Origin of the sequence: Streptomyces sp. NRRL S-340 (assembly GCF_000720185.1) — a bacterium.
In the GTDB taxonomy this organism is placed as follows: Bacteria; Actinomycetota; Actinomycetes; order Streptomycetales; family Streptomycetaceae; genus Streptomyces.
Window position 1 is genome coordinate 50,565 of record NZ_JOIY01000071.1, and the last position, 21,246, is coordinate 71,810.

The 21,246-nt window shown below is 71.0% G+C and carries 20 protein-coding genes and 2 pseudogenes; 14 read left to right on the forward strand and 8 right to left on the reverse strand.

Going from position 1 to position 21,246, the window contains the following annotated elements:
• Positions 1-120: 120 nt before the first annotated feature.
• Together IG64_RS35845 and IG64_RS35850 are read left to right on the forward strand one after the other, a co-directional pair.
• Complete coding sequence (locus IG64_RS35845; protein WP_037864342.1) at positions 121-1,218, forward strand: serine hydrolase domain-containing protein; 1,098 nt, start codon at positions 121-123, stop codon at positions 1,216-1,218.
• On the forward strand, positions 1,215-1,994 hold the full coding sequence (locus IG64_RS35850; protein ID WP_037864344.1) for a MerR family transcriptional regulator: 780 nt from the start codon (positions 1,215-1,217) through the stop codon (positions 1,992-1,994). The genes IG64_RS35845 and IG64_RS35850 overlap by 4 nt, the downstream gene beginning before the upstream one ends.
• A gap of 13 nt (positions 1,995-2,007) precedes the next feature.
• Here the strand turns inward: IG64_RS35850 and IG64_RS43420 are convergent, their stop codons facing one another.
• Positions 2,008-2,130 carry a hypothetical protein gene (locus tag IG64_RS43420; protein WP_420710048.1) on the reverse strand — a complete coding sequence of 41 codons (123 nt, stop codon included), beginning with the start codon at positions 2,128-2,130 and terminating at the stop codon, positions 2,008-2,010.
• Between the two features lie 85 nt (positions 2,131-2,215).
• On the opposite strand from IG64_RS43420, the gene IG64_RS35855 reads away from it, so the two are divergent.
• The 3 genes and pseudogenes from IG64_RS35855 to IG64_RS35865 all read left to right on the forward strand — a co-directional run bounded on the left by IG64_RS35855 (position 2,216) and on the right by IG64_RS35865 (position 4,691).
• Positions 2,216-3,436, forward strand: coding sequence for a zinc-dependent alcohol dehydrogenase family protein (locus IG64_RS35855; protein WP_078884411.1), 1,221 nt, complete (start codon positions 2,216-2,218; stop codon positions 3,434-3,436).
• Positions 3,437-3,525: 89 nt separating this feature from the next.
• Complete coding sequence (locus IG64_RS35860) at positions 3,526-3,963, forward strand: pyridoxamine 5'-phosphate oxidase family protein (protein ID WP_037864345.1); 438 nt, start codon at positions 3,526-3,528, stop codon at positions 3,961-3,963.
• 72 nt (positions 3,964-4,035) lie between these two features.
• Positions 4,036-4,691: pseudogene (locus tag IG64_RS35865) on the forward strand (CBS domain-containing protein).
• Between the two features lie 91 nt (positions 4,692-4,782).
• Here the strand turns inward: IG64_RS35865 and IG64_RS35870 are convergent.
• From IG64_RS35870 to IG64_RS35880, 3 genes are all read right to left on the reverse strand, one after another.
• On the reverse strand, positions 4,783-5,448 hold the full coding sequence (locus IG64_RS35870) for a CBS domain-containing protein (RefSeq protein ID WP_037864346.1): 666 nt from the start codon (positions 5,446-5,448) through the stop codon (positions 4,783-4,785).
• Between the two features lie 61 nt (positions 5,449-5,509).
• Complete coding sequence (locus IG64_RS35875) at positions 5,510-5,962, reverse strand: cyclic nucleotide-binding domain-containing protein (protein WP_037864348.1); 453 nt, start codon at positions 5,960-5,962, stop codon at positions 5,510-5,512.
• Between the two features lie 147 nt (positions 5,963-6,109).
• Positions 6,110-6,364: a hypothetical protein gene (locus tag IG64_RS35880; RefSeq protein WP_037864351.1), complete on the reverse strand. Its 255-nt coding sequence runs from the start codon at positions 6,362-6,364 to the stop codon at positions 6,110-6,112.
• A gap of 290 nt (positions 6,365-6,654) precedes the next feature.
• Here IG64_RS35880 and IG64_RS35885 point away from each other — a divergent pair, with 290 nt between their 5' ends.
• The 5 genes and pseudogenes from IG64_RS35885 (at position 6,655) to IG64_RS41780 (ending at position 11,438) form a co-directional block, all read left to right on the forward strand.
• The gene (locus tag IG64_RS35885; RefSeq protein ID WP_037864353.1) at positions 6,655-7,530 is read left to right on the forward strand and encodes a universal stress protein; all 876 of its coding nucleotides are present in this window, start codon (positions 6,655-6,657) and stop codon (positions 7,528-7,530) included.
• 243 nt (positions 7,531-7,773) lie between these two features.
• Positions 7,774-9,051, forward strand: a complete 1,278-nt coding sequence (locus IG64_RS35890; protein WP_037864356.1) for an APC family permease — start codon at positions 7,774-7,776, stop codon at positions 9,049-9,051.
• Positions 9,052-9,267: 216 nt separating this feature from the next.
• A pseudogene (locus IG64_RS42690) lies at positions 9,268-9,734 on the forward strand (nitroreductase); the annotation flags it as partial.
• A 174-nt stretch (positions 9,735-9,908) separates the two neighbouring features.
• Positions 9,909-10,367, forward strand: coding sequence for a DoxX family protein (locus IG64_RS35895; protein ID WP_051813742.1), 459 nt, complete (start codon positions 9,909-9,911; stop codon positions 10,365-10,367).
• A gap of 762 nt (positions 10,368-11,129) precedes the next feature.
• The gene (locus IG64_RS41780; RefSeq protein ID WP_051813744.1) at positions 11,130-11,438 is read left to right on the forward strand and encodes a hypothetical protein; all 309 of its coding nucleotides are present in this window, start codon (positions 11,130-11,132) and stop codon (positions 11,436-11,438) included.
• A gap of 366 nt (positions 11,439-11,804) precedes the next feature.
• Here the strand turns inward: IG64_RS41780 and IG64_RS35905 are convergent, their stop codons facing one another.
• The 3 genes from IG64_RS35905 to IG64_RS35915 form a co-directional block, all read right to left on the reverse strand.
• A complete protein-coding gene (locus tag IG64_RS35905; protein WP_051813746.1) occupies positions 11,805-12,284 on the reverse strand; it encodes a hypothetical protein in 480 nt (159 codons plus the stop codon).
• Between the two features lie 83 nt (positions 12,285-12,367).
• Positions 12,368-13,750, reverse strand: a complete 1,383-nt coding sequence (locus IG64_RS35910) for a Dyp-type peroxidase (protein WP_037864358.1) — start codon at positions 13,748-13,750, stop codon at positions 12,368-12,370.
• A 60-nt stretch (positions 13,751-13,810) separates the two neighbouring features.
• Positions 13,811-14,881 carry a catalase family protein gene (locus IG64_RS35915; protein WP_234438724.1) on the reverse strand — a complete coding sequence of 357 codons (1,071 nt, stop codon included), beginning with the start codon at positions 14,879-14,881 and terminating at the stop codon, positions 13,811-13,813.
• A gap of 473 nt (positions 14,882-15,354) precedes the next feature.
• Here IG64_RS35915 and IG64_RS35920 point away from each other — a divergent pair, with 473 nt between their 5' ends.
• From IG64_RS35920 to IG64_RS35935, 4 genes are all read left to right on the forward strand, one after another.
• On the forward strand, positions 15,355-16,032 hold the full coding sequence (locus IG64_RS35920; RefSeq protein WP_037864361.1) for a GAP family protein: 678 nt from the start codon (positions 15,355-15,357) through the stop codon (positions 16,030-16,032).
• Between the two features lie 500 nt (positions 16,033-16,532).
• Entirely contained in the window at positions 16,533-17,225 is a 693-nt protein-coding gene (locus IG64_RS35925) for a response regulator (protein ID WP_037864363.1), read from the forward strand.
• A gap of 367 nt (positions 17,226-17,592) precedes the next feature.
• Positions 17,593-19,344, forward strand: a complete 1,752-nt coding sequence (locus tag IG64_RS35930; RefSeq protein ID WP_037864366.1) for a GAF domain-containing sensor histidine kinase — start codon at positions 17,593-17,595, stop codon at positions 19,342-19,344.
• Between the two features lie 161 nt (positions 19,345-19,505).
• Positions 19,506-20,393, forward strand: a complete 888-nt coding sequence (locus IG64_RS35935; RefSeq protein ID WP_037864371.1) for a DUF1918 domain-containing protein — start codon at positions 19,506-19,508, stop codon at positions 20,391-20,393.
• A 223-nt stretch (positions 20,394-20,616) separates the two neighbouring features.
• Here the strand turns inward: IG64_RS35935 and IG64_RS35940 are convergent, their stop codons facing one another.
• Complete coding sequence (locus IG64_RS35940; protein ID WP_234438725.1) at positions 20,617-21,102, reverse strand: universal stress protein; 486 nt, start codon at positions 21,100-21,102, stop codon at positions 20,617-20,619.
• Between the last annotated feature and the right edge of the window lie 144 nt (positions 21,103-21,246).

Below are 21,246 nucleotides of genomic sequence, written 5' to 3' on the forward strand. Positions count from 1 at the left end.
GGTCCAGGACGGTTCAAATGTCGTGACGCACGTCACAGTTGAGGTTGACCCGAGGTCAGGGTCCAAGCTCTCCGCGACGGCCCGGCATCGAGCGGGTCACCCACGACGCGGAGGTGCACCATGTCCAGCGATCCCACCCCCCGGGGACCGGACCGGCCGGAACTGCAGAAGGCGATCGAGGAGATCGCGGCGTCCGGGATCCTCGGGGTGCAACTGCGGGTCGACGACGAGCGCGGCGCATGGGTGGGCAGCGCCGGACGCCGTGAACTGGGTGGCACTCAGCGTCCGTTGACGGGCGCGCACTTCCGGATCGGCAGCACCACCAAGAACTTCGTCGCGACGACAGTGCTGATGCTGGTGGCCGAGGGCCGGACCGGCCTGGACAGCCCGGTCGCCGACCAACTGCCGCAGCTCGGCCTCGATCGCCGCATCACCGTACGGATGCTGCTCCAGCACACCAGCGGGATCTTCAACCACACAGGGGAGTACTACGAGGACGGGAAGGTCGCCGCCGGCATCCCCTGGCAGGGCAAGGAGTGGGTGGACCTGCGCTTCCACACCTACGAACCGGCAGAACTGGTCCGGTTCTCGCTCGTCAGGCCGACCCGGTTCGAGCCGGGGGCAGGCTGGAGCTACGCCAACACCAACTACGTGATCGCCCGGCTGCTGGTCGAGGAGCTCACCGGCCGCCCGTTCGCCGAGGAACTGCGGCAACGGATCCTCGAACCGCTGCACCTGACCGGAACGCTGGCGCCGGGCGCTTCCCCCGAAATCCCGGACCCCCACAACCACAGCTACTACCGCTACGACGACGCAGGGGTGGAGCGCACGATCGACATCACCCGGCAGAACCCGTCCTGGGTCGGCGCCGGCGGCGACATGATCTCCACTACCGCGGACCTGCACACGTACTTCTGCGCACTCATGGGCGGCATGCTGCTGCCGGAGGGACTGCTGGCCGAGATGCGCACCCCGGAGCAGACCATCGGCTACGGTCTGGGGATCTTCGCTCAGGACCTGGGCGAGGGCCGAACCGTCTACCACCACAACGGCGGCCAGGGCGGCTCAGCGGCCCTGATGTACGCCTCGGCCGATGGCACCACGACACTGACCGCCGGGCTCAACTACGTCGACGATCCCGGCCTGTCGCTCGCCGCGCCCTTCCAGAAAGCCCAACAGCGGCTCGCCGAGGAGGTGTTCGGCACACTGGGCGCATGAGCAACGGAGTCACGATCGGGCAGGCCGCGGCCTTCGTCGGTGTCACGGTGAAGACGGTGCGGCACTACCACAAGCTGGGACTCGTCGCAGAGCCGGAGCGCGACAGCTCCGGCTACCGGCGCTACGGCTCGGCCGACCTGCTGCGCCTGGTGCAGGTGCGCACCCTCGCCACCGCCGGAGTGCCGCTCGCCGACACCGCGCCCCTGCTGACTGCGGACGGCGCGCAGTTCACCGCGGCGCTCGCCGACGTGGAGCGCCGACTTGCCGATCACATAGCGGAGCTGACCACTCGACGCGAAACGCTGCGTCGGCTCGCTGACGGCGACCGGGCCCTGCTGCCCGACCGGGCCTGCGCCCTTCTGGACCGCATGCGCGCCCTCGGCTTCACCGCCGAGTACGTGGCCACACAGCGCGAGGCGCTGGTCCTCGCCAAGGCGCTGATCCCGGCTGGCTTCGACGGTTTCCTGGCCGTCCAGGAGAGCCGCCTGGCCGACCCCGACTACGTCGAACTGACCCAGCGCGGCTGGGAGGCCGAGAGCTGGGACCCCGACGACCCGCGCATCGAGGAACTCGCGGCAGCCCTGGCCGACCACTACCTCGCCCACCCTGAACTCCTCGATGCCAGCGGCCCCATGCGGGCCTGGGCCACCGCCGCCGCCCGATACCGGCTGATCAACAACCACGGCGAGGAACAGGCCCCCATCTCGGCCCGCCTGACCGCACTGACCGAACAGAAGCTCCGCGCGGCCGGCTTCCGCGTCCCCCGAGTACCGTGACCCGCCAGCACATTCACCCCGCGCCCTTGCCGGTCAGCGCGGGCAGCTTGAACGTCTCCAGGTCGTCCTCATGGAGGAGTCCGTCCCGCGCTACCGCACCGCCGGCCCCGATGCGATGCGCGGACGACTGCACCACCTGGCGGCCGTGATGCCGCTCGCCTCGGTGTCGCCGGCGATCAACCGTCCACCGCGCGATGCACCGTGTCGCCTCTGGAGACGTTATGGACCCCGACACCGGCGGCCCCCAGCCGGGCGGCCACGGACTCCTGACCGCGGGGGAGGACTGGCTGCGCATCGACGTCGGCAGCACCCTGGAGAACCCCGTCGTCACCCTCTACGCCGGAACCGATCCCGGGGCGGAGAGCGGCTGGGACGAGGTCGAGGAGACCACCGTCATCTCAGCCTGGGAGGAGGTGCCCGACCCGGACGTCAAGGAGCCCACCGACGCCGTCGTCCGGGTCGACACGGTCACGATCTGCGGGACGGACCTGCACATCCTCAAGGGCGATGTCCCGGAGGTGCGCCCGGGCACGGTGCTGGGGCACGAGGCCGTCGGTGAGGTCGTCGAGACCGGCACCGATGTGCGGAGCGTACGGCCGGGGGAGCGGGTGCTGGTCTCCTGCATCACCGCCTGCGGGCGTTGCCGCTTCTGCCGTGAGGGCGTGTACGGCCAGTGCCTGGGCGGCGGGGGCTGGATCCTCGGCCACTTGATCGACGGCACTCAGGCGGAGTACGTGCGTGTGCCCTTCGCCGACCTGTCCGTGCATCCGCTGCCGGCCTCGGTGACGAACAGGGACGCCGTGCTGCTGGCGGACATCTTCCCCACCGCCTACGAGGTCGGCGTGCTGAACGGCCGGGTCCGGCCCGGGGACACCGTCGCCGTGGTCGGAGCAGGCCCCATCGGCCTGGCGGCCGTCGCCACCGCTCGCCTGTTCGCGCCCGAACGCGTCATCGCGGTGGACCTCGCCCCGGCCCGGCTGGAGGCCGCGAGGAAACTCGGAGCCGAGGCGGTGGCGGACGCCCGTGAGGCTCCCGAGCAACTGGTCGCGGACCTCACGGGAGGGCTCGGCGCGGACGTGGTCGTCGAGGCGGTGGGAGTGCCGGAGACGTTCGAGATGTGCACCCGCATGGTGCGGCCAGGAGGACGAGTCGCCAACGTGGGCGTCCACGGCAGGCCGGCGACCCTGCACCTGGAGGATCTATGGATCAGGAATGTGACCATCACTACGGGCTTGGTGGACACCAGCTCCACGCCCACCCTGCTGAAGATGGCCGCTGCCGGGAGGCTGCCGACCTCCCAGCTGGTGACGCACGTCTTCCCGCTGGAGCAGACGCAGGAGGCCTACGACGTCTTCGCGCACGCCGCCGACACCGGGGCCCTGAAGGTCGTCCTCGGTGAGCTGCCGCGGAACGAGGTCCTGCCCGTGACGGCGACCGATTGAGCCGGCGCGCGGAGGGCGGAGCGGGTCGGCCGGCCGTTTCGGTCATAACCGGAGAGAGCAGGTCAGAACCGGATAGAGCGGATCGACCGATGTACCGCAATGACGGATTCCGGGAGCTGGATCGGCAGGAATGCCTGCGGTTGCTGGTCACGACCGTGGTAGGCCGTGTCGTCCACACGCGCCAGGCACTGCCCGCCGTGCTCCCGGTGAACTATCGCGTGGGCAGCGACGGCGCGGTGCTGCTGCGTACCGCGGCCGCCTCCGAGCTGGCGCGCGCGATCGACGGTGCGGTCGTGGCGTTCGAGGCCGACGAGGTGGACGCGGCGACCCGCTCCGGCTGGAGCGTCGTGGTGACGGGTTCCGCGTCCGTGATGAGCGACCCCGCCGAGCGCGGTCACCTCGTCGCGGACTGGCCTCCCTCCTGGGTGCCCTCGCCCCGTGAGGTCTTCATCCGCATCGAGCCCGAGCTGGTCACCGGCCGGGAACTGGTCGGCGGCCGCAGCTTGTACGGCCTCGATTCCTTCTGACTTCTGGCCAGGAGTCGGCCGACCACGCGGGAGGTTGTCGTGCAGGGCTTCCAGTACACCGTGAGTGACGTGATGACCAGCAAGGTCGTCGCCCTCGCAGGTGCCGCGACGTTCAAGGAGATCGTGCGGACGATGCGGCGCTGGGGCGTGAGCGCCATGCCGGTGCTGGACGGTGACGGTCACGTCACCGGGTCGTCTCCGAGGCGGACCTGCTGCGCAAGGAGGAGTTCCGTGACAGCGACGTGGACCGGCCCGTTGGTGACGTGGACCGGCCCGTCGGATCGGCCGGCCCGCCGGGCGCGGTCAGAGCGCGGGCGGTCACGGCCCAGGACCTGGCGACCAGACCGGCGGTCTCCGTCCGTGCCGACGCGACCCTCGCCGCGGCTGCCAGAATCATGGCCCGGCACGGGATCAAGCGGCTTCCTGTCGTCGATGACCGAGGGGTTCTCATCGGCATCGTCAGCCGCTCCGATCTCCTCAAGGTGTTCCTCCGCAGCGACGAGGCCATCGCGCAGGAGGTCCGGCACCAGGTCGTCGCCGGGCGGTTCCCGGTTCCGCTCGACTCGGTGCGCGTGCGGGTGCGCGAAGGCGTCGTCACTTTGTCGGGGGAGGTGGCGGACGTGTCCATGGTGCCGCTCGCCCTGCGCCTGGTCCGCTCGGTCGAGGGAGTGGTGGATGTCCGCTCCACGGTCACGACGTCGCGGCGGAGCACCGGCCCGGCGGCATGATGGTCCGTGGCCAGGAGGCTCCGGCGCGGTGTCGCTCCCACGGTCTCTCGGGCGCCGCCCAGTGAGGATGCCGGAGACCCCCCTTCAGGCTTCAGTCCGGGTCCACCGGGGCGGCCGCGCTCGTCAGCCGGCAGTCGACGTCCACCACGCCCTCGACGGCGCGTGCGAGGCGCGCGGCGACGGGCACGAACGACGTGTCCCTGATGCGCCCGGTGAGGGTCACCACACCGTCGCAGACCTCGACGCGGGCCGTCTCGCCGGTGGCGTGGAAGAGGGGTGACACGACTTCCCGCCGTACTTCCTCGGCGATGTCGTCGTCCGAGCGCAGGAACACCTTCAGCAGGTCCGCGCGGCTGACCAGTCCTTCGAGCATGCCCTCGGCGCTGACGACGGGAAGCCGTTTCACCTTGCGCACGGCCATGATGCGGGCCGCCTCGGCGAGTGTGGCGTCCGCGTGAACGGTCACGGCCGGCGTGCTCATCAGTTCTCCGGCGGTCAGGGCGCCCGCCTTGGCGAGGTCGGGCAGGCGCCTCAGTTGAGTGAAGCGGTCCGGATCGCTGTCACGGAACTCCTCCTTCGGCAGCAGATCGGCCTCTGAGACGACGCCGATCACCCGGCCCTCGCCCTCCAGGACCGGGAGCGCGCTGACCTTCCACTGCTCCATGAGGCTGATGATGTCCTTGAACGGGGCGTCGCGCCCCACGGCCACGACGGTCTGCGTCATGACGTCGCTGACGGAGTGCGGGCTGCTGGGCATGGTCTCGTTCTCCTCCTTAAGGTGCCGGTGCGCCGCTGTCCCGTCCGGCCTTGCCGGAGCGTCACCGGGGTCCGCTGCCGTAGGGGGCGTACAGGTCCAGGAGGCGGATCCGGGCCGCGTGCAGCCGGTGGGCGGTCACCTTGCCGACCCAGCGGGCGACGGCACGTCCGAACTCCGCGTCCCGCTCGCACAGCATCCGTACGGTGGCCGCCTCGAACTCGTGGGCGCGTACCGGGCTGGTGGCCCCGGCGCCCAAGTGCCACAGGTAGGGCGGGAAGTGCCAGGACCAGCCGACCAGTTCTCCGTGGCCCAGGGTCTCGATGACGGCGGCGCGGCGGCCGGGGACGTGCAGGTCGAGGGCGATCGTTCCGGTCCGGATGATCCAGAAGCGCTCCGCGTGCTGCCCTTCCTCGAACAGGCGGGCGCCCATGGGGAAGGAGACGTCGTGGGCCAGGGACATCAGCTGTGCCCGGTGTTCGGCGGGCAGCGCGGCGGCCTGGGTGGTGGAGGTCATCGTAGAACTCCTTCCGCGGTGCCGACCCGACGGGAGGGCGGCTCACCTTCAGCGTGCGGTCGCCCGGACGCGGGCCGCCACGGGCCGTCCGGGCCGAGTGGAGGGCCCTTCGGCCTCAAGCGCCCCCGCGCCCCGGTCCGCATCCGCTCAGCGCAGGCGCCGCAGATACGGGTCGTGGGGGCGGCGCGGGAGCAGGTGGACGCGCGCCGCGGCCACGCGTTCGGCGGCCTGCCGGGCGGAGGTACGGCTGATGGCGAAGAACCGCAGCCGCAGGTTCGCGTCGGGCATCCCCCCGTACAGGTGCAGCACCCCGGCGTGGTCGCCGGGGTGCGAGCGGCGGATCCGGATGGTGGTGCCGTCGGTCAGCAGCGCGTGCACCGGTGCTTGCTCGGTGTCGGCCATCGCGTACGTCTCCCTCCGCGCTCACGGCCCCAGCCTGTGATGCCTCAGCTCCGTGCCACAGAGGCCGGCCGGGCACCGGAGGGGGGCGGCCCTCGTCCGCGGCGTTGGCCTGCCGTGCCGGGCACCACCCGTGTCGCCGGGTACCGGGCGCCGGAGCCCTGGAGCCGGGGCCCTGTGCCGCGTCGTGCGGGGACCGTGGGCCTCGCGCCGGGCGGCGCCGGATGCGACGGTGGCGGCAGCGGGACGTCCCGGAGCAGGATGCGGCATTCGGCTGAGAGGCGGTGACAAGGATGGAGTTGCCCCTGGTCGTGGGTGTGGACGGTTCGGGAGCGAGCCTGGCCGCGGTGGACTGGGCGGTGGACGAGGCCGCCCGGCACGGTCTGCCGCTCAGGTTGGTGTACGGCTCCCTGTGGGAGCGTTACGAGGGGAGTGAGCCCTCGGGCAGTCCTGAGTGCCCCTCGGAGCAGGTGATGGCCGAGCACGTGGTCGCCGTCGCCGAGGAGCGGGCACGGCGCCGCGACCCCGGTGCCAAGGTGACCTCGGACGTCCTTCCCGAGGACCCGGTCTCCGCTCTGGCGGGCGCCGGGGACAGCGCCTTCGCCGTGGTCACCGGCTCCCGGGGACGGGGCGAGCTGAAGGGCTTGCTGCTGGGGTCGGTGAGCCTGGCGGTGGCGGGCCGGGCACGGTGCCCGGTGATCGTGGTCCGCGGGGACGCCGCCGGGCCGGCCGGGACGCACGAGCGGATCCTGCTCGGCGCTGGTGGAGTGGAGACCGGTCGAGAGGCGGTCCGGTTCGCCTTCCGCGAGGCCGGGGTACGTCGCTGCGTTCTCGAGATCGTCCGCGCGTGGCGCAGCCCGCGACCCGCAGCGGCCGGTGGCCCGGTGGCGGGTGAGGACTCCGCGCCGGGACAGGAGGAACGAGCCGCGGGACTGCTCGAACAACTGCTGAGTGAAGCCATGGTCGACCATCCGGCGGTCCGGCAGCGCTGCGCGACCGTTGAGGGTCCGCCGCACCGGGTGCTTGTGGAGCTATCGGCCGCCGCTGATCTGGTGATCGTCGGTGCGCGGCGCGAAGCAGGAGCCTTCGGGTTCCAACTGGGCCGTACGGCACACGCGTTGCTGCACCATGCGAGATGTCCGGTGGCGGTGGTTCCGCAGCGGATGTGACAGCCTGGTGGCGCCGGGCGCCACACCGCAGGCGACGCGGCGAGGTCGTCGGCGAGACCACGGCCGGCCCCTCCTCGTAGGGCACCGCCGCCGTGTGCCGGTGGCGGTCGCAGGGGGCTGCCGCCGGCGCCGACACGTGGGCGGGGACGGAGAACCGAGCCGTCGGCACCCACCGCCCGTGAGCCGGCGGCGCGATGCCCTGCGATGTCGGAACGCGTGAGTGGTCAGGGCGGGGGCGGGGAGATGCGCAGAGCTTCGAGGACGGCTGGAGCGCCGGACGAGCTGGAACGTCGCCTGGGAGTGCCGGACGCCGTGGTGATCGGTCTCGGCGCGATGCTGGGAGCGGGAATCTTCGCGGCGCCGGGCCCCGCGGCGCGCGCGGCGGGTTCGGCACTGTTGGCGGGGCTGGCCGTCGCGGCGGTGGTGGCGTACTGCAACGCCACCTCGTCGGCGCGGCTGGCCGCCAGATACCCGGCCTCGGGCGGCGCCTACGTCTACGGACGTGAGCGGCTGGGCGCGTTCTGGGGATACCTCGCCGGCTGGGCCTTCGTGACCGGCAAGACGGCCTCGTGCGCGGCGATGGCTCTCACCGTGGGCACTTACGTGTCACCCGCTCACGCACACGTGGTCGCGGTCGGGGCTGTGGTGGTGGTGACCGCCGTCGACTACGCCGGTGTGCGTAAGTCGGCGTGGCTGACCCGAGTGATCGTCACGCTCGTGCTGGCCGTTCTCGCCGCCGTCGTGGCGGTCTCGCTGGCCGCGGGCACCGCCGGCGTCACGCACGCGGGCGGGGGACCACGCGTTTCGTTCGGCGGGGTGCTTCAGGCCGGCGGGCTGCTGTTCTTCGCCTTCGCGGGCTACGCCCGGATCGCCACGCTCGGGGAGGAGGTGCGCGACCCGGCGCGGACCGTCCCCCGTGCCGTACGCCTCGCGCTCGGCACCACTGTCGTCGTCTACGCCCTCGTCGCCGTCAGCGCCCTGACCGTGCTCGGCCCCGGCCGCCTGGCCGAGTCTCCCGCACCGCTGGTGGAGACGGTGCGGGCCGCGGGCGCCGGTCGTCTCGCACCCGTGGTCCGGGCGGGCGCGGCGCTCGCGTCGCTGGGTTCGCTGCTCGCTCTGGTCCTCGGGGTCTCGCGCACGGTGCTCGCCATGGCTCGCGACCGGCACCTCCCCCCTGTCCTGTCCGCCGTTCACCCCCGGTTCAAGGTGCCGCACCGGGCCGGGGCGGCGGTCGGCGCGGTGGTGGCCGTCGTCGCGGCGGTGGCCGACGTGCGTGCGGCGATCGGCTTCTCCTCCTTCGGCGTGCTGGCCTACTACGCCGTCGCCAACGCCTCCGCCTGGACCCTGTCAGGGACCGGAGGCGGCCGAGCCGGGCTCGTTCCCGCCGTAGGCCTGGCGGGCTGTCTCGCGCTCGCGCTCGCCCTGCCCATGGCCTCGGTGATCAGCGGTGCCGCCGTGCTCGCCGCCGGTGCTGCGATCTACGGCGCCCGTCGTGCGCTCGCGGGCCGGGCCGCCGCCTGAGCCCGGTCCACGACGCGGAGAGCCGCGACACGCCGGATCCGTTTGCCTAAGAGCTGCGAACAAAAGGGGCGCCCGGCTCGCGACGCCCGGCACGCACGCTCGCGGCGTTGCCGGAAGGCCCTGGTGGCTCCGCTACAAGGACCTTCCGGCGCCTTGCGATCGCACGCACCGGACGCCGCGAGCTGACCGGACTCCCCTTTTGTTCGCAACTCTGAAGAGGACCTGACCCGATGGACCAGGCTCGGTGCGGAGGCCAGGTCCGCCGTCGACGGTGTCCCGGAGTACGCCTTCGGTCCGAGCCGACGGGACGGCAAGTCCCTCCTGCGGGACTTCGCGGGGCGCCACCGGGTGGCGGGCCGTGACCGTCCGTCCTTCGAGGGACGCCCGCAACTGGCCATGCTCAGCACCCGCGGGGACACCCCGCGGGACTGGCTGGTCACCGGCCAGGCACTGGAACGCGTCCTGCTGGAGACGACGTCGGGCGGGCTCGCCACGTCCCTGACGTCCCACCCGCTGGAAAGCGCGGACCTCCGTCTGCTTGTCAACGACTCCGTCAGCGGCCGCGGTCACGTCCAGATGGTGCTGCGCCTCGGATACGGCCTCACGGACCGGCGACGCCTCGCGGATCCGTCGAGGACGTCTTCGGCGTCCTCGACGGAGCAGAGGACACGCCCGGCAGCTGACCCACGTCGGCCACCGGGATCTCCTGGGGAGCGGACGGCAGTCCATTTCAGAGGAAACACAGAGCATTCGACCGCTGGTACGGGAGTCCTGTCCTGAGCACCATGAAAGTGTCATGCCCATGGCCAGAACCTGACCTGTGTCGCCGTCAGGTTCCACACTTGAGGAGCACCCCCATGAACTTCTCATCGGCTCTGCCCTTACGCAGCTTGCGTCCCGTCGCCCAGGCCGTGTTCCGCCTGGTGACCGGGTTCCTCTTCGCCTGCCACGGCGCGGCGTCCTTGTTCGGCGTCCTGGGCGGGGCCCACGGCGGTGGCAGCGTGCCCACCCTGCAGTGGCCCGCGTGGTGGGCCGCCGCCATCCAGCTGGTCGGCGGAGCCCTCGTGGCCCTCGGCCTGTTCACGCGGACGGCAGCTGTCATCTGCTCCGGATCCATGGCCTACGCCTACTTCAGCGTGCACCAGTCGCACGCTCTGCTCCCGATCGACAACGGCGGCGAGCCTGCGGTCATGTTCTGCTGGACATTCCTCCTCATCGCCTGCCTCGGCCCCGGTGCCTGGGCAGCGGAATCCTTGCTGAGGAGAGGCACCGTGGCAGCGGACGAGGACGGCGTGGCACCCGTACCCACCTCGTAGTCATCACTCCACCCGCGCCGTCGGCACGGAACGTGCCGTGCGCACGAATGCGCCCCGGTGAGCACGAGGGGCTCTCGTACGCACGGCACAGGCCGGGCCGGCGCGACCCGCACCCGTGGACCGGCCGGGCATGCCGTCGACCGGTACCGGCCAGGCGCCTCTCGCAGGGCCCGGGCCGTTCGCGGCTCAGGGGCTGTGGTGCAGACTCCGTCCGGGCAGCGGCACCGACACTGGGAGCAGAGCGCCTTCCACGACGAGGCCGGCCGATCCCAGCGGCTCCGTCCAGTCGCCCACGTCATCCGTGTGGTCGGGGAGCCCCGGACCTCTGGAGAGGCCGGTGTCCCGTTCCACCGGATCGTCCGGCACAAGCAGCAGGCCGTGCCCTCTCAGGTACCACCTACGACGGGAGGGAGCGGGCCGTCCCTCCTGACGGCGCAAGCGAGTGACGGCCACGAGCGGGAAGGCAGCGTCGGCCGGCCCGTTCCGGGGGCCGGTCGGAGGCCGGGCGGGACCTTCGGCCCCTGTGCGCGGCGGTGGTCGCCGACGAGGCTTGCCTGTGAGGAGGTGCTGTGACGCGATACACGCCCACCCGGGCGCCCTCCCCAGGGCGTCGGCGCCACGTCTGACTGTTATCCGGCGTTCCGGGTCATGAGGTGCGTCTCCTTCGCGGCACCCTCGGAGGCTGAGCCGGATTTCACATGCCTCACGGCGAAGCCCTCTGCCCAACACGTCGAGCGAGGCATCGGAAGGCAGGCATTCCCCATGAACGTGCAGCGCACCAAGCGGCTGCTCGCCATCTCCGCGGCCGGCGCCCTGCTGGCAGGCGGCGGGGCGATCGGCGCGGCCGGGACCGCTGCGGCGGCACCCACGGCCCCGGCTCACGTGTCCTCGTACTCCCACCACTCCGACGACGACTGCGGCTGGTGGGGCGACGACTGCGGCTACGGAGGCTTCGACCATGGCGGCTACGGAGGCTTCGACCACGGAGGCTTCGACCACGGTGGTGGCGGAGACCGTGGCGGTGGCGGTGACCACGGTGGCGGTGGCGGCGGCCACGGCGGCGGCCGTTGATCCCGACTGGTGAAATCACGGTGTGCGCCCGGTGTCCAAGGGCGCACACCCGCACCGCGTCCGAATTCCACGCAGCTTCCACACCGGGGGCCGAAAACGGCGCCGCGCACCGGACCCGGCTCCTTGAGCCGATGCTCCGGCCGCCGCCGGGTCCTGCCTACCCGGCGCTGCCCCGGTACACCCCGCACGGGGCCCGACCGGTGCAGAGCCGACGCCGTCCGCCGGCCGCGGGTGAGCGTCTGCTTCCGGCCGAGCGGCCGTCCCGTCGCCCAAGGTTGTTCACCTGAGAATCAGTGCCTGGAACCAGCCTGGCTGCTGGGGGACCCCCATGCCTCGCGTGCTGAGGCACGGCAGCCAAGTCGGCCGTCAGCCCGCCTCGTCGAGCAGGCTTTGGAACTTCTCCTGGACGCGCAGTGCCTTCCCGATGTCCTTGACCGTTGCTTCGGGGTAGGTGCGGAAGTAGGAGCAGGCGGTGGCCTGGTGAGCGACGATGTGGTCCTTGATGTCGGGGGCGCTGATGCCCGGGTAGTTCTCGGTGTGTTGCAGGATGGCGTCGAAGATGTCCGGGATGTACTTGGCGAAGTCGTCGATGTAGGCGTCCCAGTCGCCGTCGAAGTTGGTGGCGAACATGAGGCGTGTGTCGTTGTCGAAGAGAACCCAGCGTGCGTCGTGGAGAGTGCCGATGCGCGCGCTCATCTCCTTGCGCCGGTCTTCGAATCCTGGCTGCTGGAAGATTTGACGGATCTTCTCGCTCTGGCCGGGCTTGACGTCGAAGAAGAGAGTGAATTCATTGGTTCGGCCGTGCCTCAGGCCCGGTCGGGTCTGCTTCTCGGTGTTCGTGGTCATGTCGGGCTCCCTTCTCGGGGTGTTCGAAGGCCGTCTGCTGTTTGGCCGTCTGCTGTTCTGGGTGTGGAGCCGGCTCGACGGTGTCAGGTTTCGAGTCCGGCGATCCAGTTCAGAGCCCGGATGCCGGGCATGAAGAGGTATTCACCGCCTTTGGTGACGGCGAAGCGTGGCAATTGTTTGAGGCGGCGGCGGACGGGACGCCGGGGGATGGTGAACGTTCCGGTGCCGTCGTTGTCGCCGATGACGGGGTCCTTCTCGGTGCCCAGGCCGGTGAAGTCGCCGTCGTTGGCCCACTGGGTCTTGAGGAACTCGAACTGCCGGACGAGGTCGGCGCCCATGAAGATGAACACGATGCCGCGCTCGGCGCCGTCGTCCTCCAGTTGTCCCTCGGGGAGCATGGGGCCGTAGGTGGTGCCGCGGCGTAGAGCACGGTGGATGCGCACGTCCACGAACGTCTCGTCCATGCCATCGCGGGGGTTCATGCGGCGGATGTGCGCGCCCATGGGGCAGCGCAGGCCGGTGGGGTCGTCCTGGCGGTAGGTGAAGTCGTTGGCGCGAGCGGGGTCTGCGGCCAGCTCCGGGTCGTCGTGGTCGGGGGCGAGGACCAGGGGGGCTCCGCTGCGCCAGCGGCCGACCATCTTGGCGGCCAGGAGCTCTTCCTCTTCGGGCGATGCGGAGTTGTTCTTCAGGTAGCGGCGGAAGTCGGCGACTCTCATATGCAGCTTGCGGAAGGCCACGTACGTGCCGTTATGGGCCAGTACTCCGGGCTCGGGCATGGGAGCGGGCCGACCGAGCTGGTTCTCGTAGCCGAGGACGAATTCACCGGCTTTGATGGTGGGCCCGAAGCCCGGCATGTAGCCGTAGTGGTCGCGGTCGGTCTGGAGGATGCTGGCCACGCCGGCGCCTTCCACGTCCGGCTCGCCGATACCGTCCACGAAGCCCAGATGAGTGCGCTTGGTCGGCAGCTGGGTGGCGTCGAGCCGGTAGATCACCTGCACGCCGGGCAGGCCGCGCACCGCTTGGCGTCCCTCGTCCAGGAGGGATTCCAGCCCTGTGTCGTCCGGGGCGAAGACGGAGATGGCCAGGTGTACGTCACTGCTGCCCAGGGGCGCGTCCCAGTGCTCGGGGCTGCTTTCACCGGTGTCGCCGAGCCGGGCGGCGCGAGCGGCCATGCCCTCCCGGAAGGCGGCCGGGAAGCTGTCGAGCGACGCCTGTGGCACGTGCAGGGCACGCAGCCCGGCGTGGCTGAGGGCCACGCTCAGCCAGGCCCGGCTGGGCGGGTCCCACCAGCGGGCCGCCGAGGCGACATGAGGGATCAGGCGAGTGAGCATCTGCCGGCCGTCGGCCGGATCGTCGATGCGCAGCAGGACGTAGGCGCCGGTGTACGGGGAGGGACGCTGGCGGAGCAGAGTGCCCTGGATGTCGTCCAGCTCCAGTACCTGCGACTGCTGCGTACTGTCTGCCATTGCGATGGTCTCCATGCCCTTCGTCGCGGCCCGCTGATCTGACAATGACCGTCCGGGGTTTCAGCGCTCGCGGACGGTCGCCCTCAGCGGCAGCACCTCGTCCGCTGTGCGCGGCTCGCGCCGCTCTTGGCCGTTGAGCCGGTGACGCAGCAGGGACGAGCGGCGGTAGACCTCCTTGCGGGCCCGCATGATGCTGCCCAGTGGGCGGTGCGCGGCCGTCACGCGCCAGGGAGTGAACGAGAGGGCATCCATCCGCCTGAGGTTCTCCTCCCCGGAGATGTCCTGCCGGGGGAAGCGAAGCCTGGCCACCGTGACGTAGGGGGACAACTGCTCAGGCCACTCGACCGTCAGGTCCTCCACCGGCATCCGCGTCAGGTCGGCACACAGCTGCACCTGGATGTCGAAGGCGTAGGGGCGCTCCCGCAGCTCGGCCACCAGAGCCGGCCGGAAGACCTCTGCGGCGGAGGTGACGTCCATCTGGCGCTCGGTGACCGCGGCCGCGCAGGCCGGGTCGGGGGCGATGCGCACCTTGGCGATGTACTCGCCGTGCCGGACCGCTCCCATCGTCGTGTAGGTCGACAGAAGCACGTTGACCAAAGGACGCTGCGAGACGATCAGGAAGGTCAAGAACTCCTCCCATGCCCAGTCGTCGGGCTCCAGGCTGCCCTTTCCGGTCACGTAATCACGGAAGAAGCGGTGCCGGCCCCGCTTGCCTTCGGCGAAGTACTCCCCTGCCCGCAGGAACAGATCCTGAATGAACAGGTAGTGCTGCACGGTGTTGCAGAAGAAGACCGGGGCATTGATCGTGTTGTAGTCGAACGTGCGGCTGTCCGGTTCGTCCTCCAGCAGCGTCGGCCCGTCGACGTCGAACATCTTCACTCCCAGGCCGGTCGCTCGGCCCAGTTGCGCGTCGGCCCCGGCGTGGGGAGAGCCGTTGGAGAACCGCACCAGCGCGTCATGCCTGCCGGGAGTGGCGAAGATCCCCTGGGCGTACTCCTGCGGCAAACCGCCGAGGATCTCCACATCCCCTCTGACCAGGCCGTATCCCTTGGCGTGCGCGTCGCGGACTGCTTGGCCGATGCCCTCGGCGGACACGGAGTCGGTGATGTACCGCTCCATACGCTCGATCACTTTCCGTACATACACCTCGAAGTCAGGCTCGGTGACTTCCACATCAGGCGTGTACGGGATGAACCGCGACGTCATGACTTGACCGCCCCACTCTCAACCAGGCTCGCAGGCACGAACCGAGGCACGGTGCCCACCGTGGCCGGCGCCGAACCGTCCGACCGCAGGCAGTGCCCGGCGACCGGTCACCACCACCGTAGGCACGGGGTGAGTACGAGCGCGCGCCGAAGAAATCCGGGCACCGGTCGTCGTCGGCAGCGGCTCACGGCTGGGGCTCTGAGAGTGCAGAGATCTCTTCAGGCCCGGCATCGGCCCCGATCGAAACCCGTTCGGCATATGCAGCGCGCACGGACTGCCACGGCACGTGACGATGGAGGCCTCTCGTCTTCCGGTAGCCGCTCGGCCTGCGTCCGATCAGGGCGGAGTCGGTGTCTGGCTGCCGTCCGTACATCCTGCCCACCCTTGCGGAGGCCACCGTGGGACACGCTGTCGGCGATGTGCTGGGCCTGGCGGCCGGCGTTGCGATCAGCCCACTGCCCATCGTGGCGCTCATCCTCATCCTGGCCACGCCCCGAGGCCGGCTCAACGGTCCTCTCTTCGCCCTCGGCTGGGTCCTGGGCCTCGCCGTCCTCGGGGCGATCATGCTTGCCGTGGGAGGCTCAGGCGGAGCCTCCACCCACAAGCATCCGGCCACCTGGGTAGGGGCCCTGAAACTCGCCCTCGGCCTGCTCCTGGCATTCTTCGGCGCCCGGCAGTGGCGTCGACGTCCCACCGACCCTTCTCAGGCGCAGCTGCCGAAGTGGATGGCCGCGATCGACCGCTTCACCCCCCTCAAGATCCTCGGACTCGGGTTCCTGCTGTCGGCGGCCAACGCCAAAAACGCCCCCCTGACCATCGCCGCAGGCGCCTCCATCAGCTCAGCCGGAATCACCCTCCCTCAGCAGATCGGCGCACTCGCCATCTTCGTGATCATCGCCTCCGTCGGCGTACTCGCACCGCTGGCCGTTTACCTGCTCATGGGCGAACGGGCGAAATCCATCCTCAACGACTGGCGTGACTGGGCCACCCGCCACAACGTCGCCATCATGGCGGTCCTCTTCTTCGTCCTCGGCCTCAAGCTGCTCGGTGACGGCATCAGCATCGTCGCCTCTTGAGTGAAGAGGCCATCGCGGGAGTGCCTGATCAACAATGGCAACATCGATACACCCCTTCTGGACCGGCTCGCGCGTCGCCACCGGTTGTTCACCGGGCTCCGGACTCAGACCGGCACCGCAGCGCGTCGCACAGCAGGGCGCGACGAGCGGGAGCAGATACTTTCGGAGCCCGTGCCGGAGCTGTACGGCCAGAATGCATTGCCCCGCAGCAAGCTCTGGACAGGCTCCCGCGGGAACTCGTGGTGCACGCGGTTGATGTGCTGACGCAAGACTCGGCACGGGCCCGAGCGAAGCCGTCCGTCCGGCGCCGCCCGGCCTCGTCGACCGCGCCGCCGCCACCGTGTGAACGGCGTACGGCAACCGGCCGTGAGCGGAGACGGGCCGGGGTACGGCTTCCGCCCGTCGGGAGGGACCAGGGCCGGCCCGAGCGGCCCTGGCCGTCCGTCCGGGCCCGTGTGAAGATTGCGATGGGCGACCGATCGCACCATGAGGAGTGACCGATGGCGGACAGCGTGCAGGTCGGGCCCGGGCACTCGATCCGGGTGTTCCTCCTCGACGACCACGAGGTGGTGCGGCGGGGGGTGCACGACCTGCTGGACGACGAATCGGACATCGAAGTGGTCGGCGAGGCCGGGACCGCGCAGCAGGCGCTGGCGCGCGTGCCCGCCCTGCGTCCGGACGTGGCGGTGCTCGACGTGCGGTTGCCGGACGGTGACGGAGTGAGCGTGTGCCGGGAGCTGCGCTCCCGTCTGCCGGAACTCGCCTGCCTGATGCTGACCTCGTTCGATGACGAGGAGGCGCTGCTGGACTCGATCATGGCAGGCGCGTCCGGGTACGTGCTGAAGCAGATCCACGGCTCCGACCTGGTATCGGCCGTGCGCACCGTCGCCCACGGCCAGTCGCTGCTCGACCCCAGCGCCACCACCAGACTGATGGCCCGGCTGCGGGGCGGGCCGCAGCAGGAGGAAGAGCCGGACGCGCTGCCCGGCCTGACCGACCGGGAACGGGAGATCCTCGCCCTAGTCGGTGAGGGGCTGACCAACCGCCAGATCGGACAGCGCCTCTACCTGGCCGAGAAGACGGTCAAGAACCACATCTCCCGGCTGCTCGCCAAACTAGGCGTGGAGCGACGGATCCAGGCGGCGGTGATCGCCACTCAAGCCCGTGACCGGCTGCATGGTGACCACCACTGAACTGGTGCGAACTTCCGGCTGCCGACGAGGGCCCGGATCCGTGAGGCCGGCTTCACCCAGCCGTGGGCCTGGTCGGCACTGGGCGGCACACCGATCCCTGCGCCAGTCGCCAGGCGTGTTCCGAAAGTTCTTCCCGGGCCGGCGGCCTTCTGCCGTGAGGTGCCCCGTCCCCACGATGCCCGGCACACACGCTCGCCGCGCGGGGGGGCACGTACGCCAGTACAGGGACCGACCCCTGCGCCTTGCGGTCGCAGGCACCAGACGCCGCGGGCCGCACTCCGGTCGGACGGCGTCGTCTCCGGAACACGCTCTAGTGTGGAGGTGAGCGAAACGGCTCTCGGCAGGCGCGGGAGTTGGAGGGTGACCGGTGGAAAGCTCCGAGCAGTTCGATCAGGCCCGGACGGCCCGTGTGCGACTGCCGCAGCTGAAACTGGACGAACTGCTGGAGGAACTCCAGGCGCGCCTGGACGCCGCCCGAGGCACCCGGGACCGGGTGCACAGCCTGCTGGAGGCCGTGCTCTCCGTCGGCCGGGAGCTAGATCTGACGCAGGTGCTGCACCGCATTGTGAAGGCCGCCGCGGTCCTGGTCGACGCGGAGTACGCGGCCCTGGGCGTGATCGGACCGGACGGCAGACGTCTCTCGGCGTTCCACACGGTCGGGGTCGGCGAAGAGGACATCGCCCGGATCGGTTCCTATCCGGAAGGCCACGGCATCCTGGGCGAACTGATCCGTAACCCGGAGCCGCTGCGCCTGGCCGAACTGGGCGAGCACCCGTCGTCCTACGGCTTCCCGCCCGGCCATCCCGCGATGAGTACCTTCCTCGGTGTCCCGATCCGGGTGCGGAACCAGGTGTTCGGCAACCTGTACCTGACGGAGAAACGCGGCGGCGGCGAATTCGACGACGAGGACGAGTCCGTGCTGTCCACACTGGCGGTGGCGGCCGGCGTGGCGATCGACAACGCGCGGCTCTACGAGGAGTCCCGGCTGCGTGAACGCTGGGTGCAGACGAACGCGGACATCACCCGCAGCCTCATGTCGGGAGCCGCGCAGGCGGAGGTCCTGGGACTGGTCACGGAACGCGCCCGGGAGATCACGGGGGCCGCTCTGGCGGTCATGTCCGCGCCCGTGCCCAACACCCGGACCCTCACCGTCGAACTGGCCATCGGCCGGCAGGCGGACAAACACCGCGGGCTGGTGCTTCCCATGGAAGGCACGCTCACCGGGCACGCGTTCGCCACCGGCGCTCCTGTGAGCAGTCCGGACGTCGCGCACGACGCACGGGTGACGGCCGGCCCGCCGCGGTTCGCCGGCCTGGGACCCGCGGTGGCCGTTCCCATCGGCTCCGGTGAGCACGTCCGCGGGGTCCTGCTGCTGGCCCGCGAAACGAACGCCGACGACTTCTCCGGCCAGGAACTGGAGCCTCTCCAGAGCTTCGCCGCGCAGGCCGCACTCGCCATGGAACTGGCCGAACGCCGCAAGGACGCCGAACAGATCGCCCTGCTGGAGGACCGCGACCGCATCGCCCGGGATCTGCACGACCTGGCCATCCAACGCCTGTTCGCCACCGGGATGACGCTGCAGAGCGCGGGCCGCTTCATCGGCCACGAGGGCGCCAAGGAGCGGGTCCTGCGGGCGGTCGGCGACCTGGACGAAACCATCAAGATCATCAGGTCGACGATCTTCGGGTTGCACACGCACGGCGAAGAAGCGGCCCCCGGCCTGCGGGCACGGGCGGTACAGGTGATCACGGAGGCCACGCCCGTGCTGGGCTTCGCCCCCAGCGTGCGGATGGAAGGGCTGCTCGACACCAACGTCCCGCGGGAGACCGCCGACCACGTCGTCGCCGTCCTGTCCGAGGCCCTGACCAACATCGCTCGCCACGCCCACGCGGACCGCGCCGAAGCCGCACTGGAGACCGACGGCAGGACCGTGCGTCTCACGGTCGCCGACAACGGCAGGGGCATCCCGCCCGACGGCCGCCGCAGCGGCCTGGCCAACATGGACGAGCGCGCCCGGAAACTGGGCGGCGGCCTGGAGATCACCACTCCCCAGGGCGGCGGAACCGCGCTGGTGTGGTGCGCCCCCGTCACCGGTACGCAGGGGCCGGCCCAGAGCTGACCTGCCGGCGGAACGCAGCCCGAGGACCGGTGCCCCCGGTGTCCGGTGGCCGGCCGGGAAACCGCGCCGTACGACCCTGCCGGACGGGACTTCCGGCCATTGGTACCGACGACGGACCCGGGTGATCCTGGGAAGCGGACTCCATGAGGAAGGGCACGTCCATGCATGCTCAGATAGGCGATCGACTGCTCGTGGAAAGCCCGGTGACCGGCGCCACCCGACGCGACGGCGAGATCGTCGGCCTGCACCACGAGGACGGCACACCACCGTACGACGTGCGCTGGTCGGACACCGGAGAGGTCACGCTGCTCTTCCCCGGGCCGGACGCGCACGTCCGGCACCTGGGGCGGGAAGAGACTCCGATGGGCGGGACGGGCCCCGCTGAGCCGGCGGCCCCTGCGGCCGGGCGGCCGGGCGACTTCGGACGACGTGTGGCGGTGGCCCGCCGACGTCGCGGGCTCAGCCTGGAGGAGGTGGCAGGCCGGGCCCGGATGTCGCCGCAGTACCTCCGCTACCTGGAACAGCGCCCCTCCGACCCGGGCACCGCGACCGTTCTGCGTCTGGCCGACGCGCTGGGCACCTCACTCGCCGCTCTGCGCGGTGACGACCAGGAGCTGCCACCGGGACAGGGGCGGGCGCTGCTGCGTCCTCGGCTGACGGACCTGTCCCCGCAGCAGTGCAGGGCGCTGCTGTCCACGCACGGAGTGGGACGCATCGCGTTCACCGGTCCGGACGGCCCGGCTGCGTTTCCGGTCAACTACGACGTGATGGGGGAGGCCGTGTTCTTCCGTACCGCGCCCGGCTCCGCTCCCGCCCGGGCCGTGGGCAACGAGGTCGCGTTCGAGGTGGACCGCGTCGACGAGGCGATGAGCCGGGGCTGGAGCGTACTCGCCGTGGGTCGCGCCGAGGCCGTGGAGGACGTGGAGACGTGCCGCCGGCTGGGGGAGCGGGCCGGCACGGAACCGTGGGCCGGCGGCGTCCGCACGCTCTGGGTGAAAGTGCTTCCCACTCGGCTGACGGGGCGCCGGATCATGCCGGCCGACGGGTGAGAGGAGGCCGCCGAAGCCGTGCCCGGGGGCCCGGACGCGGCCGGCGTGGAGGTCGACCTTTCGCGGACGGAACGCCGAAGCCGAGCGATGCGCACCGCAGGGATCACCGCCCGTCCATGAGACCGGCCCCCGAGAGCACCCCGCTACGGCGGCAAGCGGTGCCGGGGCGCGGACCGCCGCGCGGTGGTGCGCGGACGTGCCCCCGCGGCGTCCTCCGTGCGGGTCAGTGCGCCCGGTCATGGTCCTGGCGGACCACCACGACCGGACAGGCCGCGTGCTGGGCGCAACGCTGGCTGACCGAACCCAGCATCGCCCGGCGGAAGGCGCCACGTCCGCGACTGCCGACGACGAGGACCTCCGCGCCCTGCGACGCGCGGATGAGCACCTCGGACGGGTCGCCTTCCACTAGATGCTCCCGCAGGCCGGCCGGGCGCTGCTCATCCGCGAAGACGCCGTCGAGTTCTTCGGTGAACCGTTCCCGGGCCTGCTCCAGATCGAATTCAGGATCGATCGCCGGTCCCGTCCAGCCGACGTCCGACGGCGTGTCCCAGGCGTGGACCGTCTCCACGACACCGCCCACCAGACGCGCGTAGCGCACCGCCCAGCGCAGTGCGGCGTAGGACGACGGCGAACCGTCCACACCCACGACCACCCGCGGCTCAGGTTCCGAGGACTGCATGATCACCTCACTGGAACGTCGATGTGCCATGTCTCCACGCTGCCGGGCGGAGCAGAACCCTGCCAGCCGGCCGCGCCCGTCCCCGCCCGCACCTGGGCGCCGTCCTTCCTGTGCGGGCGGGTCGATCGACGCGAACCGGGGACCTGCGGCCCCTGCCCGCCCGGTGGGTGGGCA

Coding starts and splice junctions, on each gene's coding strand:
- IG64_RS35845 (WP_037864342.1), top strand. CDS start 121: ATGTCCAGCGATCCCACCCCCCGGGGACCGGACCGGCCGGAACTGCAG.
- IG64_RS35850 (WP_037864344.1), top strand. CDS start 1,215: ATGAGCAACGGAGTCACGATCGGGCAGGCCGCGGCCTTCGTCGGTGTC.
- IG64_RS35855 (WP_078884411.1), top strand. CDS start 2,216: ATGGACCCCGACACCGGCGGCCCCCAGCCGGGCGGCCACGGACTCCTG.
- IG64_RS35860 (WP_037864345.1), top strand. CDS start 3,526: ATGTACCGCAATGACGGATTCCGGGAGCTGGATCGGCAGGAATGCCTG.
- IG64_RS35870 (WP_037864346.1), bottom strand. CDS start 5,448: ATGCCCAGCAGCCCGCACTCCGTCAGCGACGTCATGACGCAGACCGTC.
- IG64_RS35875 (WP_037864348.1), bottom strand. CDS start 5,962: ATGACCTCCACCACCCAGGCCGCCGCGCTGCCCGCCGAACACCGGGCA.
- IG64_RS35880 (WP_037864351.1), bottom strand. CDS start 6,364: ATGGCCGACACCGAGCAAGCACCGGTGCACGCGCTGCTGACCGACGGC.
- IG64_RS35885 (WP_037864353.1), top strand. CDS start 6,655: ATGGAGTTGCCCCTGGTCGTGGGTGTGGACGGTTCGGGAGCGAGCCTG.
- IG64_RS35890 (WP_037864356.1), top strand. CDS start 7,774: ATGCGCAGAGCTTCGAGGACGGCTGGAGCGCCGGACGAGCTGGAACGT.
- IG64_RS35895 (WP_051813742.1), top strand. CDS start 9,909: ATGAACTTCTCATCGGCTCTGCCCTTACGCAGCTTGCGTCCCGTCGCC.
- IG64_RS41780 (WP_051813744.1), top strand. CDS start 11,130: ATGAACGTGCAGCGCACCAAGCGGCTGCTCGCCATCTCCGCGGCCGGC.
- IG64_RS35905 (WP_051813746.1), bottom strand. CDS start 12,284: ATGACCACGAACACCGAGAAGCAGACCCGACCGGGCCTGAGGCACGGC.
- IG64_RS35910 (WP_037864358.1), bottom strand. CDS start 13,750: ATGGCAGACAGTACGCAGCAGTCGCAGGTACTGGAGCTGGACGACATC.
- IG64_RS35925 (WP_037864363.1), top strand. CDS start 16,533: ATGGCGGACAGCGTGCAGGTCGGGCCCGGGCACTCGATCCGGGTGTTC.
- IG64_RS35935 (WP_037864371.1), top strand. CDS start 19,506: ATGCATGCTCAGATAGGCGATCGACTGCTCGTGGAAAGCCCGGTGACC.
- IG64_RS35940 (WP_234438725.1), bottom strand. CDS start 21,102: ATGGCACATCGACGTTCCAGTGAGGTGATCATGCAGTCCTCGGAACCT.